Origin of the sequence: Mesobacillus subterraneus (assembly GCF_020524355.2) — a bacterium.
GTDB lineage: Bacteria > Bacillota > Bacilli > Bacillales > Cytobacillaceae > Mesobacillus > Mesobacillus subterraneus_C.
In genome coordinates this window covers 4,307,367-4,321,474 of record NZ_CP129019.1, presented here as the reverse complement: position 1 = coordinate 4,321,474, position 14,108 = coordinate 4,307,367, and the positions used below count along the sequence as shown (strand labels likewise).

Sequence of the window (14,108 nt, the reverse complement as noted above, 5' to 3'; positions counted from 1 at the left end):
AGGCAGGCTGAGATAGCTTGTCTCTTTTTTGTCTAAAAACAAGGCTTGAAGACTCCCCCGAAAATGCTAAAGCATTCGTGCGTGTGCCTGTTCGGGGCAGCCAATCAATGTCCTGCCGAATTGGCTGGACAGATGTCCCCCCGTGTAAAGCGAGGATAATGGAGCGGAAATCAACAGCCTAATTTTACAGTGCCATTCAAAAAAGCTGGATTTTCTTGAAAAAACCATTATTTTAAAAATGAAAGCGCGCCCTTCATCATGTATGATGGATTAAGAGAAAAAAATAGGGGTGAAAAGCTTGCCGCACTATAGCATTCAGTCAAAAACGATTCATTATTCAGCTTCACGCTTTTTTCATCAATATGATCATATTGCACAACAATATAAAGAGCATGTCATCCTCGAAAGCGGGAGAGGCGGGCGCTACAGTATCGCCGCATTCAATCCTGAGATTATTTTTTCGGGTAAAAATAATAAACTTACAATCACAAAGGGAAGTTCATCAAGCACGCTGGAGGGAAATCCTCTTGAGTTAATGAAAAATCAAATGGAAAAGTACCAGGTGCCTGAAGTAGAAGGCTTGCCGGATTTCCAGGGTGGTGCGATCGGCTATTTGAGCTATGATTATGCCCGTTATATCGAAAAGCTTCCAGCACTGGCTAAGGACGATTCGGGAATACCGGAAGTCTACTTCCAGCTATTCAAGGAATGGTTTGTTTTGGACCATGAGACAGATATGCTGTGGCTAATGACTTTAACAGAAAAAGGACAGGAAAACCAGGCTGAGGACAGGCTTTCCAAGTGGAAAGGGCAGTGGGAGGCTGATGTTTTAGCAGTTGTTGCTGAAAACAAGCATGCTGCAGATGAGCTGCAAGTATCCATGGATGAAACGGAATTCAACGAGGCAGTTGAAAAAGTGCAGCAATACATTGCGCAGGGGGACGTATTCCAGGTAAATCTTTCTGTCAGACAGTCCAAGCCAATCGAGACGGAAGCGATCGAAGTATATCGGCAGCTGCGGAAGCTTAACCCTTCTCCATACATGGGTTACCTGCATACCCAAGACTTCCAGCTCGTCAGCGGTTCGCCTGAACTTTTAGCAAAAGTAAAAGGTTCTGAGGTCAGCACAAGGCCGATTGCCGGCACGAGATCAAGGGGCAGGACAGACGAAGAAGATTTGCAGCTTGCCAATGAACTGATCAACAATGAAAAAGAGCGCGCCGAACACGTCATGCTTGTCGACCTTGAAAGGAACGATCTTGGCAGGGTGTGCAAGTACGGCACGGTCGAAGTCAATGAGTTCATGGTCATCGAAAAGTACTCGCATGTCATGCATATCGTTTCGAATGTCCGGGGAGAGCTGGCGGAAGGCGAGAGCTGGTTCGATGTCGTCAATGCAACCTTCCCTGGCGGCACGATTACCGGTGCCCCAAAGGTAAGGACAATGGAAATCATTGAAGAGCTAGAACCGGTGAGGCGCGGACCTTATACAGGCTCGCTAGGCTGGTTCGGTTTTAATGGCAATATGGAACTGAACATCATCATTCGGACGATGCTGGTCAAAGATGGGATGGCTCATGTTCAGGCAGGTGCAGGCGTCGTTATTGACTCCATTCCTGCCAATGAATACAAAGAATCGCTGAAGAAAGCAATCGCTCTTTGGAAGGCGAAAGAGCTTGCGGAGGGTAAAGCATGATTTTGATGATCGATAACTATGATTCATTCACATATAATCTCGTTCAATATTTGGGTGAAATGGGCGAAGAGCTAAAGGTCATCCGCAATGATCAGACTTCCATTCAGGGCATTGGGGAGCTTGATCCGCACTTCTTAATGATCTCGCCGGGGCCGTGCAGCCCGAATGAAGCAGGCATCAGCCTGGAAGCGATCAAGAATTTTTCAGGCAAGACGCCGATTTTCGGTGTCTGTCTAGGGCATCAGTCGATTGCCCAGGTATTTGGCGGTGATGTGATCCGTGCGGAGCGGCTTATGCATGGCAAAACTTCTTTGGTCTATCATGATGGCAAGACGATTTTTGAAGGGTTGGAAAATCCATTCCCTGCGGCTCGCTACCATTCACTCATCGTTAAAAAAGAAACACTTCCTGACTGTCTGGAGGTCTCAGCGTGGACGGAGGAGGGCGAGATCATGGCAATCCGCCATAAAACGCTGCCTGTCGAAGGCGTCCAGTTTCATCCGGAGTCCATTTTAACAACGCCAGGAAAGCAGTTGCTACGCAATTTCATTTCCAATTACAAAGCCGCTAAGGAAGTAAGTTTATAATGTTTGTATACAGTAATGGTCAGTTCGTCTCAAAGGAAGAAATCACTATTTCCCCTTTTGATCACGGCTTCCTATACGGGTTGGGCGTGTTCGAAACGTTCAGGATTTACAATGGTCATCCTTTTCTGCTCGATGATCATCTCGAGCGGTTGAATGCCAGTCTTCGCGTTTTAAATATCGAAGCTGAATTTACGCGGGAGGAAAGTGTAAAAATCCTTAAAGGCTTATTAGCTAAAAATAATCTCAAGGATTCCTATATCCGCTTCAATGTTTCGGCGGGGAATGGTGAAATAGGCTTGCGGACTGAAAGTTATCGGGAACCGAATGTAATTGTATTTGCCAAGCCGCTGCCGCCAGCAGGAGGCTTAAGTGAGAAAAAGGCTGTTATCCTCGACTTGAGGCGCAACACTCCCGAGGGAGCTGAGCGGCTGAAATCTCATCATTATCTGAATAATGTACTCGCCAAGCGTGAGGCAGGCCCTGCGTTGGATACGGAAGGGATTTTCCTGACGAGTGAGGGCTTTTTAGCCGAAGGAATTGTCTCGAATATCTTCTGGTACAGGAATGATGTCCTGTATACGCCTGCTGTCGAAACCGGAATATTGAATGGGATCACCCGCAGGTTCGTCATCGCACTTGCCCGCAACGCAGGGGTAGAGGTTCGTGAAGGCTTTTACAAAAAGGAAGAAGCTGACGAAGCTGACGAAATATTCCTGACTAATTCAATTCAGGAAATCGTACCGGTCAGGGACTTTTCAGGAAAAAGCTTTCCCGGGAAATCAGGCGTGTTGGCGAACAGCTTGTTTGGAAAATATGAAGCTAACCGGGAAACACTATGGAGCAGAATGAAACTGGATGGAGGAGCTCATATATGAATACCGTGATAAAAGCCGGTCCTTATACACTGGACTTCACCAATAAAACACTGATCATGGGAATATTGAACGTCACTCCTGATTCTTTTTCAGACGGCGGGAAATACAATCACCTTGAACATGCTGTCTTACATGCTGAACAAATGATCGCTGACGGAGCGGATATTCTTGATATCGGAGGCGAATCGACAAGGCTTGGACATGAACGGATTTCCGATGAAGAGGAAATTAGCAGGGTGGTACCGGCAATTGAAGCCATCTCGAAAGAAGTTCAAGTACCCATCTCCATTGATACTTATAAATCAAAGGTTGCCAAAAGTGCGGTCGATGCTGGAGCTACCATCATCAATGATATCTGGGGAGCTAAGGAAGATCCGGAAATCGCCGATGTCGCGGCAGAAACCGGAGTACCAATCATTCTGATGCACAATCGGAACGACCGAAATTATACAAACTTCATTCGTGATGTGCTCAATGACTTGTATGAAAGCATCACAATCGCTAAAAAAGCAGGAGTAAGTGATGAGCAAATCATCCTTGACCCTGGAATCGGATTTGCAAAAGACCTCAGGGAAAATCTTGAGATGATGCGTCACCTTGATACGTTAGTGTCCATAGGATATCCCGTCCTACTTGGCACGTCGAAAAAGTCGATGATCGGCGGAGTACTCGACCTGCCTGTGAAGGAAAGAACAGAAGGTACGGGAGCTACCGTGTGCTACGGAATCCAGAAAGGCTGCCAGATTATCCGTATTCATGATGTGAAAGAGATGGCACGGATGGCAAAAATGATGGACGCGATGATGGGAAAGGGTGAATACAGTGGATAAAATACATGTAAACCAAATGGAGTTTTACGGCTACCATGGTGTTTTTCCTGAAGAAACAAGGCTGGGCCAGCGTTTTATTGTAGATTTAGCCGTGGAACTCGACCTTTCAAATGCAGGAAAAAGCGATGATCTTACTGAGTCCATTAACTATGCGGAGTTATATATGGTCTGCAAGGATATCCTTGAAGGCCAGCCATTTAAGCTTGTAGAATCGATTGCTGAAAAAATTGCCGGGACGATTCTTGAACGCTTTCCGCTGGTGGAAGAATGCCACGTAAAAGTAATCAAGCCAGATCCGCCTATACCTGGTCATTACAAATCGGTCGCAGTTGAGATCACAAGGAGCAGATGACAGTGGAAAAACAATAACGCATATATTGCACTAGGGTCCAATATGGGTGACCGTTTTGGGTATTTGACACAGGCAATCATTCTCCTTGAAAAGTATGAAAACATCGCTGTGGTAAAAACTTCTTCCGTCTATGAGACTGACCCGGTAGGTTACACTGACCAGGATCAATTTTTAAACATGGTAATTCAGGTTAAGACGAGCCTTGAACCGATTGAACTTCTGGATACCTGCCTTGAGATCGAATTAAAACTTGGCAGAAAAAGGGAAGTGAAATGGGGGCCCAGAACGTTAGACCTTGACATTTTGCTGTACAATAACGAAAATGTTGAAACAGAGAAGCTTACAATTCCGCACCCTCGGATGAGCGAACGGGCGTTTGTAATCCTTCCATTGCTTGAAATGGACCCAAATCTCATGCTCCCAACGATGAAGGAGCCGCTGAAAAACTGTTTACTAAGTATACCGGACAGAGAAGGAGTACGAATATGGAAGCAGAAAAATGGGGAAGGCGTATTCGCGCTTATCGAAAGCTAAAGGGTTATACGCAGGAAAGCTTCGCAAAAGAGCTCGGCGTTTCGGTCTCCATACTGGGAGAAATCGAACGTGGCAACAGGATGCCTGATGATAGACTGATTATTAGGATCGCAGAATTCCTTGATGTCGGTTTAGATGAATTAGCCCCACAGTAGGATTACTATATTAATAGGACCATAAGGAGGAATGAAATGCTCAAGATTGGCGATATTGAAATGAAAAACCAGGTCGTCCTCGCACCGATGGCCGGCATTTGCAACTCAGCATTCCGCCTGACGGTCAAAGAATTCGGTGCTGGACTTGTATGTGCCGAAATGGTCAGCGACAAAGGAATTGTTTCTCAAAACGACAGGACACTTGATATGTTATATATAGATGAACGTGAAAAGCCGCTCAGCCTGCAGATTTTTGGCGGCGAAAAGGAAACGCTTGTCCAGGCAGCACAATATGTGGACAAAAATACCAATGCGGATATCATTGATATCAATATGGGATGCCCAGTGCCGAAAATCACGAAATGTGACGCAGGTGCGAAGTGGCTGCTAGACCCAAATAAGATTTACGAAATGGTATCAGCAGTAGTAGATGCTGTTGAAAAGCCGGTTACGGTTAAAATGCGCATGGGTTGGGATGAGGATCATATATTCGCCATCCAGAATGCTCAAGCGGTAGAGCGTGCGGGTGGAAAGGCAGTAGCTCTTCACGGCCGTACGCGTGTACAGATGTACGAAGGAACAGCAAACTGGGACATCATTCGTGACGTGAAGCAGGCTGTGAATATTCCTGTAATCGGCAACGGAGATGTCCAGACTCCTCAGGATGCCAAGAGAATGCTTGATGAGACAGGTGTAGACGGAGTTATGATCGGACGTGCTGCTCTCGGGAACCCGTGGATGATCTACCGTAGTGTAAAATATCTTGAAACAGGCGAATTAATGGATGAACCGAATGCACGCGAAAAAATCGATGTCAGCATCCTTCACCTTGACCGCCTGATCGCTTTGAAAAACGAACATATTGCCGTACGCGAAATGCGCAAGCATGCTGCATGGTACCTGAAGGGAATTCGCGGCAGCGGTACAGTCCGTAACGCAATTAACGAGTGCTCTACAAGAGATCAGTATGTCAGTTTGCTGACAAACTTTGCGGATGAAGTAGAAGCGAAAGAGCAAGAAGTGCACCAGGTTGGATAAAAATTGACATTAACCGTCACTTTTCCTATAATACCTTTATCCTTAAAAGTAACTGCCAGTAGTCAAACTGGCAGTTTTTATTCTATTTAGGTATGAAAAACAGATTTTTAATGTCTGAATACGTATGATTGTGTAAAATAATAAAAGTATCCACCAAACATAATCAGGATTACATAATAAATCTATTATATATATTGGAGTGAAAGCGATATGAGTCATGAAGAATTGAATGACCAGCTCAGAGTCAGAAGAGACAAAATGAGTTCATTGCGTGAAAAGGGTATGGATCCTTTCGGTAAAAGATTTGAGCGCACCCACCTTACGGATGAGTTGGTTAGCGAATACGGTGAATTGGAAAAAGAAGAGATTGAAACAAAGAATGTATCAGTCAAGATAGCTGGACGGATCATGACAAAGCGTGGAAAAGGAAAAGCAGGCTTCGCACATATCCAGGACCTAAATGGACAAATCCAGATTTATGTTCGCCAGGATGCAGTAGGTGAAGAACAATATGAAGTATTTGATTCTGCTGACCTCGGTGACATTATCGGCATAGAAGGAACGCTCTTCAAAACAAAAGTTGGCGAGCTTTCAATCAAAGCACAAAACTTTGTGTTCTTGACGAAGGCGCTTCGCCCGCTGCCTGAAAAGTTCCACGGACTGAAGGATGTCGAGCAGCGCTACCGTCAGCGTTATCTTGACCTGATTACCAGCAATGATAGTAAAACGACCTTCATCAACCGCAGCCGCATCATTCAGTCAATGCGCCGCTATCTAGATGAGCAGGGATATCTTGAAGTAGAAACACCATTAATGCATTCCATTGCCGGCGGAGCTTCGGCACGTCCTTTCATTACGCATCATAACACGCTTGATATGCAGCTATATATGCGAATCGCAATCGAGCTTCACTTGAAGCGTCTGATTGTCGGCGGCCTTGAAAAAGTATACGAAATCGGCCGTGTATTCCGTAACGAAGGTGTCTCGACTAGACATAACCCGGAATTCACTATGCTTGAGCTTTATGAAGCGTATGCTGACTGGAGAGACATCATGTCCCTTACTGAGAACATGGTAGCGTATATCGCCCAGGATGTTCTTGGAACAACAACCATTCAGTATGGCGAGTACGAAATCGATCTTAAGCCAGAGTGGAAGAGGGTTCACATGGTAGATGCAATCAAAGAACATACAGGAGTGGACTTCTGGCCGCAAATGAGCACAGAAGAAGCTCGTGCGTTTGCGAAAGAGCACGGAGTGGATATCACTGAGCATATGCAGTATGGCCACATCGTCAATGAATTCTTTGAGCAGAAAGTAGAAGAGCATCTGATTCAGCCAACATTCATTTACGGGCATCCGGTTGATATTTCTCCTTTGGCTAAAAAGAATGACGAAGATTCACGCTTCACGGACCGCTTCGAATTGTTCATCGTTGCAAGGGAACATGCGAATGCATTTACCGAGCTTAATGATCCGATTGACCAAAGAGAGCGTTTTGAAGCTCAGCTAAAAGAAAAAGAACAAGGAAATGACGAAGCGCACGAAATGGATGATGATTTCATCGAAGCTTTGGAATATGGAATGCCTCCAACAGGCGGACTCGGAATCGGGATCGATCGATTGGTCATGCTGCTGACGAATTCACCATCCATCAGGGACGTGCTTTTATTCCCATTGATGCGTCACCGTTAATAGTAATAGAAGAAAGGCAAAACGACAGAGGTCGTTTTGCCTTTTATTATATTTACTGTACTGTTTAGATATCATATGTAAGTGTGTAGTCTCTCCTCGTTAAAAGAAACATTTATACAGAGATATTTGCCCACATAAATATGAATTATCTTTCTTTTAATTTCGCGAATAAAAATAGCAAAAAGATATTGCTATTGCAGATTAAAGGTGCTATATTTATATCTGTTGCTACGAGCTACTCAGTTAGCAACAAAGAAAATGAAAAAACTTATTGACATCGGGTTATCAACCTGATAATATATAAGAGTTGCTTCTAACGGAGCGGCAAAATAATTGTTCTTTGAAAACTAAACAAACAAGCGTCAACAAACAATATTTATAGTGACTTCTATTATATAGATGATCACTAGCCAACGTTTTAAATTATGAGCTAAACTCATACTCTTTCTTGGAGAGTTTGATCCTGGCTCAGGACGAACGCTGGCGGCGTGCCTAATACATGCAAGTCGAGCGGATCTTCATTAGCTTGCTTTTGAGGATCAGCGGCGGACGGGTGAGTAACACGTGGGCAACCTGCCTGTAAGACTGGGATAACTTCGGGAAACCGGAGCTAATACCGGATAATCCTTTCCCTCTCATGAGGGAAAGCTGAAAGACTACCGGCTGTCACTTACAGATGGTACGCGGCGCATTAGCTAGTTGGTGAGGTAACGGCTCACCAAGGCAACGATGCGTAGCCGACCTGAGAGGGTGATCACCACACTGGGACTGAGACACGGTACCAGACTCCTACGGGAGGCAGCAGTAGGGAATCTTCCGCAATGGACGAAAGTCTGACGGAGCAACGCCGCGTGAACGATGAAGGCTTTCGGGTCGTAAAGTTCTGTTGTCAGGGAAGAACAAGTATCGGAGTAACTGCCGGTACCTTGACGGTACCTGACCAGAAAGCCACGGCTAACTACGTGCCAGCAGCCGCGGTAATACGTAGGTGGCAAGCGTTGTCCGGAATTATTGGGCGTAAAGCGCGCGCAGGCGGTTCCTTAAGTCTGATGTGAAAGCCCCCGGCTCAACCGGGGAGGGTCATTGGAAACTGGGGAACTTGAGTGCAGAAGAGGAGAGCGGAATTCCACGTGTAGCGGTGAAATGCGTAGAGATGTGGAGGAACACCAGTGGCGAAGGCGGCTCTCTGGTCTGTAACTGACGCTGAGGCGCGAAAGCGTGGGGAGCGAACAGGATTAGATACCCTGGTAGTCCACGCCGTAAACGATGAGTGCTAAGTGTTAGAGGGTTTCCGCCCTTTAGTGCTGCAGCAAACGCATTAAGCACTCCGCCTGGGGAGTACGGCCGCAAGGCTGAAACTCAAAGGAATTGACGGGGTACACAAGCGGTGGAGCATGTGGTTTAATTCGAAGCAACGCGAAGAACCTTACCAGGTCTTGACATCCTCTTGATTTCCCTAGAGATAGGGCGTTCCCCTTCGGGGGACAGAGTGACAGGTGGTGCATGGTTGTCGTCAGCTCGTGTCGTGAGATGTTGGGTTAAGTCCCGCAACGAGCGCAACCCTTGATCTTAGTTGCCAGCATTCAGTTGGGCACTCTAAGGTGACTGCCGGTGACAAACCGGAGGAAGGTGGGGATGACGTCAAATCATCATGCCCCTTATGACCTGGGCTACACACGTGCTACAATGGATGGAACAAAGGGTCGCGAAGCCGCGAGGTCGAGCCAATCCCATAAATCCATTCTCAGTTCGGATTGCAGGCTGCAACTCGCCTGCATGAAGCCGGAATCGCTAGTAATCGCGGATCAGCATGCCGCGGTGAATACGTTCCCGGGCCTTGTACACACCGCCCGTCACACCACGAGAGTTTGTAACACCCGAAGTCGGTGGGGTAACCTTTATGGAGCCAGCCGCCTAAGGTGGGACAGATGATTGGGGTGAAGTCGTAACAAGGTAGCCGTATCGGAAGGTGCGGCTGGATCACCTCCTTTCTAAGGATATTGCCGTAAAGGCAATCGGAATGCGAACCTTCTGGTTCGTACTGTGGATGTAATCCACATAGTTGACCGCTTGTTTGTTTAGTTTTGAGGGCAATTGCCTCAAGACTTTTTTGTTCCTTGAAAACTAGATAATCGTAAGTAAGAAGAACCAAGAAAAAACCGAGTGATCGCCATTTTAGTTTTTCTCTCTATATAATAGAGAAATGACCTTTTAGGTTAAGTTAGAAAGGGCGCACGGTGGATGCCTTGGCACTAGGAGCCGATGAAGGACGGGACTAACACCGATATGCTTCGGGGAGCTGTAAGCAAGCTTTGATCCGGAGATTTCCGAATGGGGAAACCCACTGTTCGTAATGGAACAGTATCTTTACCTGAATACATAGGGTATTGAAGGCAGACCCGGGGAACTGAAACATCTAAGTACCCGGAGGAAGAGAAAGCAAACGCGATTCCCTGAGTAGCGGCGAGCGAAACGGGACATAGCCCAAACCAAGAGGCTTGCCTCTTGGGGTTGTAGGACACTCAACATGGAGTTACAAAGGAACGGGGTAGATGAAGTGGTCTGGAAAGGCCCGTCAGAGAAGGTAAAAACCCTGTAGTTGAAACTTCGTTCCCTCCTGAGTGGATCCTGAGTACGGCGGGACACGAGAAATCCCGTCGGAAGCTGGGAGGACCATCTCCCAAGGCTAAATACTCCCTAGTGACCGATAGTGAACCAGTACCGTGAGGGAAAGGTGAAAAGCACCCCGGAAGGGGAGTGAAATAGATCCTGAAACCGTGTGCCTACAAGTAGTCAGAGCCCGTTCATGGGTGATGGCGTGCCTTTGTAGAATGAACCGGCGAGTTACGATTACATGCAAGGTTAAGTTGAGAAGACGGAGCCGCAGCGAAAGCGAGTCTGAATAGGGCGAGTTAGTATGTGGTCGTAGACCCGAAACCAGGTGATCTACCCATGTCCAGGGTGAAGGTTGGGTAACACCAACTGGAGGCTTCGAACCCACGCACGTTGAAAAGTGCGGGGATGAGGTGTGGGTAGCGGAGAAATTCCAATCGAACTTGGAGATAGCTGGTTCTCTCCGAAATAGCTTTAGGGCTAGCCTCACGTTGTAAGAGTCTTGGAGGTAGAGCACTGTTTGGACTAGGGGCCCTCATCGGGTTACCGAATTCAGACAAACTCCGAATGCCAAAGACTTATCCGTGGGAGTCAGACTGCGAGTGATAAGATCCGTAGTCAAAAGGGAAACAGCCCAGACCACCAGCTAAGGTCCCAAAGTATACGTTAAGTGGAAAAGGATGTGGAGTTGCTTAGACAACCAGGATGTTGGCTTAGAAGCAGCCACCATTTAAAGAGTGCGTAATAGCTCACTGGTCGAGTGACTCTGCGCCGAAAATGTACCGGGGCTAAACGTATCACCGAAGCTGTGGATTGACATCTTAGATGTCAGTGGTAGGAGAGCGTTCTAAGGGCGTTGAAGTCAGACCGTAAGGACTGGTGGAGCGCTTAGAAGTGAGAATGCCGGTATGAGTAGCGAAAGATGGGTGAGAATCCCATCCACCGAATGCCCAAGGTTTCCTGAGGAAGGCTCGTCCTCTCAGGGTTAGTCGGGACCTAAGCCGAGTAGAAAGGCGTAGGCGATGGACAACAGGTTGATATTCCTGTACCACCTCTTTATCGTTTGAGCAATGGGGGGACGCAGTAGGATAGGGTAAGCGCGCTGTTGGATATGCGCGTCTAAGCAGTAAGGCTGCAAGTGAGGCAAATCCCGCTTGCGTGAAGGCTGAGCTGTGACAGCGAGGGAAATATAGTACCGAAGTTCCTGATTTCACACTGCCAAGAAAAGCCTCTAGCGAGATAAAAGGTGCCCGTACCGCAAACCGACACAGGTAGGCGAGGAGAGAATCCTAAGGTGAGCGAGAGAACTCTCGTTAAGGAACTCGGCAAAATGACCCCGTAACTTCGGGAGAAGGGGTGCTCATTTGGGTGAATAGCCTAGATGAGCCGCAGTGAATAAGTACCAGGCGACTGTTTAGCAAAAACACAGGTCTCTGCGAAGCCGCAAGGCGAAGTATAGGGGCTGACGCCTGCCCGGTGCTGGAAGGTTAAGAGGAGGGGTTAGCTCACGCGAAGCTCTGAATCGAAGCCCCAGTAAACGGCGGTAGTAACTATAACGGTCCTAAGGTAGCGAAATTCCTTGTCGGGTAAGTTCCGACCCGCACGAAAGGCGTAACGATCTGGGCACTGTCTCAACGAGAGACTCGGTGAAATTATAGTACCTGTGAAGATGCAGGTTACCCGCGACAGGACGGAAAGACCCCGTGGAGCTTTACTGTAGCCTGATATTGAATTTTGGTACAGCTTGTACAGGATAGGTAGGAGCCTGAGAAACCGGAGCGCCAGCTTCGGTGGAGGCGCTGGTGGGATACTACCCTGGCTGTATTGAAATTCTAACCCACGCCCCTGATCGGGGCGGGAGACAGTGTCAGGTGGGCAGTTTGACTGGGGCGGTCGCCTCCTAAAGAGTAACGGAGGCGCCCAAAGGTTCCCTCAGAATGGTTGGAAATCATTCGCAGAGTGTAAAGGCACAAGGGAGCTTGACTGCGAGACCTACAAGTCGAGCAGGGACGAAAGTCGGGCTTAGTGATCCGGTGGTTCCGCATGGAAGAGTATCGCTCAACGGATAAAAGCTACCCCGGGGATAACAGGCTTATCTCCCCCAAGAGTCCACATCGACGGGGAGGTTTGGCACCTCGATGTCGGCTCATCGCATCCTGGGGCTGTAGTCGGTCCCAAGGGTTGGGCTGTTCGCCCATTAAAGCGGTACGCGAGCTGGGTTCAGAACGTCGTGAGACAGTTCGGTCCCTATCCGTCGTGGGCGCAGGAAATTTGAGAGGAGCTGTCCTTAGTACGAGAGGACCGGGATGGACGCACCGCTGGTGTACCAGTTGTCTTGCCAAAGGCATCGCTGGGTAGCTATGTGCGGACGGGATAAGTGCTGAAAGCATCTAAGCATGAAGCCCCCTCAAGATGAGATTTCCCATAGCGCAAGCTAGTAAGAACCCTGAAAGATGATCAGGTTGATAGGTCAGAGGTGGAAGCGCGGTGACGTGTGGAGCTGACTGATACTAATCGTTCGAGGACTTAACCAAATTAGATGACTCGTTTTTCTTGAATTCTTCTTACACATTATCTAGTTTTGAGGGAATAAAACCTCAAACCAAATAGTCTGGTGGCGATAGCGAGAAGGTCACACCCGTTCCCATACCGAACACGGAAGTTAAGCTTCTCAGCGCCGATGGTAGTTGGGGGTTTCCCCCTGTGAGAGTAGGACGCCGCCGGGCATATATTATGGAGGATTAGCTCAGCTGGGAGAGCATCTGCCTTACAAGCAGAGGGTCGGCGGTTCGATCCCGTCATCCTCCACCAATATTTTTTCGTTCTAGCGAAAATAATCTTCATTATAAATGCCGGTGTAGCTCAATTGGTAGAGCAACTGACTTGTAATCAGTAGGTTGGGGGTTCAAGTCCTCTTGCCGGCACCATCTTTCTCATTTCCCTGAATAGACTTCAGTGGAAAGATGCGAGAAAGACCGAAGGTCTTTTGAGTATGAAATGTACGAGCCATTAGCTCAGTCGGTAGAGCATCTGACTTTTAATCAGAGGGTCGAAGGTTCGAGTCCTTCATGGCTCACCAAGTTTTTTTTCGCACAAGCGAAAATTTATTATTTCATATGCGGGTGTGGCGGAATTGGCAGACGCACCAGACTTAGGATCTGGCGCCGCAAGGCGTGGGGGTTCGACTCCCTTCACCCGCACCATTTTTTGACTGTCAAAATAAAATTCCATAAATGCGGAAGTAGTTCAGTGGTAGAATACAACCTTGCCAAGGTTGGGGTCGCGGGTTCGAATCCCGTCTTCCGCTCCATTTCTTAGCCGGGGTGGCGGAACTGGCAGACGCACAGGACTTAAAATCCTGCGGTAGGTGACTACCGTACCGGTTCGATTCCGGTCCTCGGCACCAAGTTAGCTAAATTATTAAATATGCGCCCGTAGCTCAATTGGATAGAGCGTCTGACTACGGATCAGAAGGTTATGGGTTCGACTCCTTTCGGGCGCGCCATTATTTTTTCTCATATAACGGGGAGTAGCTCAGCTTGGTAGAGCACTTGGTTTGGGACCAAGGGGTCGCAGGTTCGAATCCTGTCTTCCCGACCATCTTCATTTCATATGGGGCCTTAGCTCAGCTGGGAGAGCGCCTGCCTTGCACGCAGGAGGTCAGCGGTTCGATCCCGCTAGGCTCCACCAAAAAAACATTTGACCATTTAAACCATACGTGTTAGTATATTAA

Annotated in this window: 9 protein-coding genes, 9 tRNA genes and 3 rRNA genes; all 21 read left to right on the top strand. The window is 47.7% G+C overall.

Features of this window, described 5'->3' with window-relative positions; genetic code table 11:
• Positions 1–298: 298 nt before the first annotated feature.
• The gene (locus LC048_RS22585) at positions 299–1,696 is read left to right on the top strand and encodes an anthranilate synthase component I family protein (protein WP_226607236.1); all 1,398 of its coding nucleotides are present in this window, start codon (positions 299–301) and stop codon (positions 1,694–1,696) included.
• Entirely contained in the window at positions 1,693–2,283 is a 591-nt protein-coding gene (pabA, locus tag LC048_RS22580) for an aminodeoxychorismate/anthranilate synthase component II (RefSeq protein ID WP_226607233.1), read from the top strand. The genes LC048_RS22585 and pabA overlap by 4 nt, the downstream gene beginning before the upstream one ends.
• Complete coding sequence (gene pabC, locus LC048_RS22575) at positions 2,283–3,158, top strand: aminodeoxychorismate lyase (RefSeq protein WP_226607231.1); 876 nt, start codon at positions 2,283–2,285, stop codon at positions 3,156–3,158. Before pabA ends, pabC begins: the two co-directional genes overlap by 1 nt.
• Positions 3,155–3,988: a dihydropteroate synthase gene (folP, locus tag LC048_RS22570; protein ID WP_306048844.1), complete on the top strand. Its 834-nt coding sequence runs from the start codon at positions 3,155–3,157 to the stop codon at positions 3,986–3,988. The genes pabC and folP overlap by 4 nt, the downstream gene beginning before the upstream one ends.
• On the top strand, positions 3,981–4,340 hold the full coding sequence (gene folB / locus LC048_RS22565; RefSeq protein ID WP_226607225.1) for a dihydroneopterin aldolase: 360 nt from the start codon (positions 3,981–3,983) through the stop codon (positions 4,338–4,340). Before folP ends, folB begins: the two co-directional genes overlap by 8 nt.
• 42 nt (positions 4,341–4,382) lie before the next feature.
• Positions 4,383–4,874: a 2-amino-4-hydroxy-6-hydroxymethyldihydropteridine diphosphokinase gene (folK, locus tag LC048_RS22560; RefSeq protein WP_371931951.1), complete on the top strand. Its 492-nt coding sequence runs from the start codon at positions 4,383–4,385 to the stop codon at positions 4,872–4,874.
• Positions 4,826–5,029, top strand: a complete 204-nt coding sequence (locus LC048_RS22555; protein WP_226607219.1) for a helix-turn-helix domain-containing protein — start codon at positions 4,826–4,828, stop codon at positions 5,027–5,029. Before folK ends, LC048_RS22555 begins: the two co-directional genes overlap by 49 nt.
• 36 nt (positions 5,030–5,065) lie before the next feature.
• Positions 5,066–6,067: a tRNA dihydrouridine synthase DusB gene (dusB, locus tag LC048_RS22550; protein ID WP_226607217.1), complete on the top strand. Its 1,002-nt coding sequence runs from the start codon at positions 5,066–5,068 to the stop codon at positions 6,065–6,067.
• A gap of 210 nt (positions 6,068–6,277) precedes the next feature.
• A complete protein-coding gene (lysS, locus tag LC048_RS22545) occupies positions 6,278–7,762 on the top strand; it encodes a lysine--tRNA ligase (RefSeq protein ID WP_226607214.1) in 1,485 nt (494 codons plus the stop codon).
• A 445-nt stretch (positions 7,763–8,207) separates the two neighbouring features.
• A 16S ribosomal RNA gene (locus LC048_RS22540) occupies positions 8,208–9,753 on the top strand.
• A 223-nt stretch (positions 9,754–9,976) separates the two neighbouring features.
• Positions 9,977–12,909: ribosomal RNA gene (locus LC048_RS22535) — 23S ribosomal RNA — on the top strand.
• Between the two features lie 76 nt (positions 12,910–12,985).
• A 5S ribosomal RNA gene (gene rrf, locus LC048_RS22530) occupies positions 12,986–13,101 on the top strand.
• Together the 16S, 23S and 5S rRNA genes with 9 tRNA genes alongside form the textbook arrangement of a ribosomal RNA operon.
• A 9-nt stretch (positions 13,102–13,110) precedes the next feature.
• Positions 13,111–13,186: transfer RNA gene (locus LC048_RS22525), tRNA-Val, on the top strand.
• Positions 13,187–13,226: 40 nt separating this feature from the next.
• Positions 13,227–13,302, top strand: a tRNA-Thr gene (locus LC048_RS22520).
• A 76-nt stretch (positions 13,303–13,378) separates the two neighbouring features.
• Positions 13,379–13,454: transfer RNA gene (locus LC048_RS22515), tRNA-Lys, on the top strand.
• 39 nt (positions 13,455–13,493) lie between these two features.
• Positions 13,494–13,578: transfer RNA gene (locus LC048_RS22510), tRNA-Leu, on the top strand.
• 32 nt (positions 13,579–13,610) lie between these two features.
• Positions 13,611–13,685, top strand: a tRNA-Gly gene (locus tag LC048_RS22505).
• Between the two features lie 7 nt (positions 13,686–13,692).
• A tRNA-Leu gene (locus tag LC048_RS22500) sits at positions 13,693–13,781 on the top strand.
• A 22-nt stretch (positions 13,782–13,803) separates the two neighbouring features.
• Positions 13,804–13,880, top strand: a tRNA-Arg gene (locus LC048_RS22495).
• An 18-nt stretch (positions 13,881–13,898) separates the two neighbouring features.
• A tRNA-Pro gene (locus tag LC048_RS22490) sits at positions 13,899–13,975 on the top strand.
• Between the two features lie 14 nt (positions 13,976–13,989).
• Positions 13,990–14,065, top strand: a tRNA-Ala gene (locus LC048_RS22485).
• The last annotated feature ends 43 nt before the right edge of the window (positions 14,066–14,108 follow it).

Excerpts from the sequence above, each read along its gene's own strand:
- pabA (WP_226607233.1), top strand. The coding sequence starts at position 1,693 with ATGATTTTGATGATCGATAACTATGATTCATTCACATATAATCTCGTT.
- pabC (WP_226607231.1), top strand. The coding sequence starts at position 2,283 with ATGTTTGTATACAGTAATGGTCAGTTCGTCTCAAAGGAAGAAATCACT.
- folP (WP_306048844.1), top strand. The coding sequence starts at position 3,155 with ATGAATACCGTGATAAAAGCCGGTCCTTATACACTGGACTTCACCAAT.
- folK (WP_371931951.1), top strand. The coding sequence starts at position 4,383 with ATGGGTGACCGTTTTGGGTATTTGACACAGGCAATCATTCTCCTTGAA.
- LC048_RS22555 (WP_226607219.1), top strand. The coding sequence starts at position 4,826 with ATGGAAGCAGAAAAATGGGGAAGGCGTATTCGCGCTTATCGAAAGCTA.
- dusB (WP_226607217.1), top strand. The coding sequence starts at position 5,066 with ATGCTCAAGATTGGCGATATTGAAATGAAAAACCAGGTCGTCCTCGCA.
- lysS (WP_226607214.1), top strand. The coding sequence starts at position 6,278 with ATGAGTCATGAAGAATTGAATGACCAGCTCAGAGTCAGAAGAGACAAA.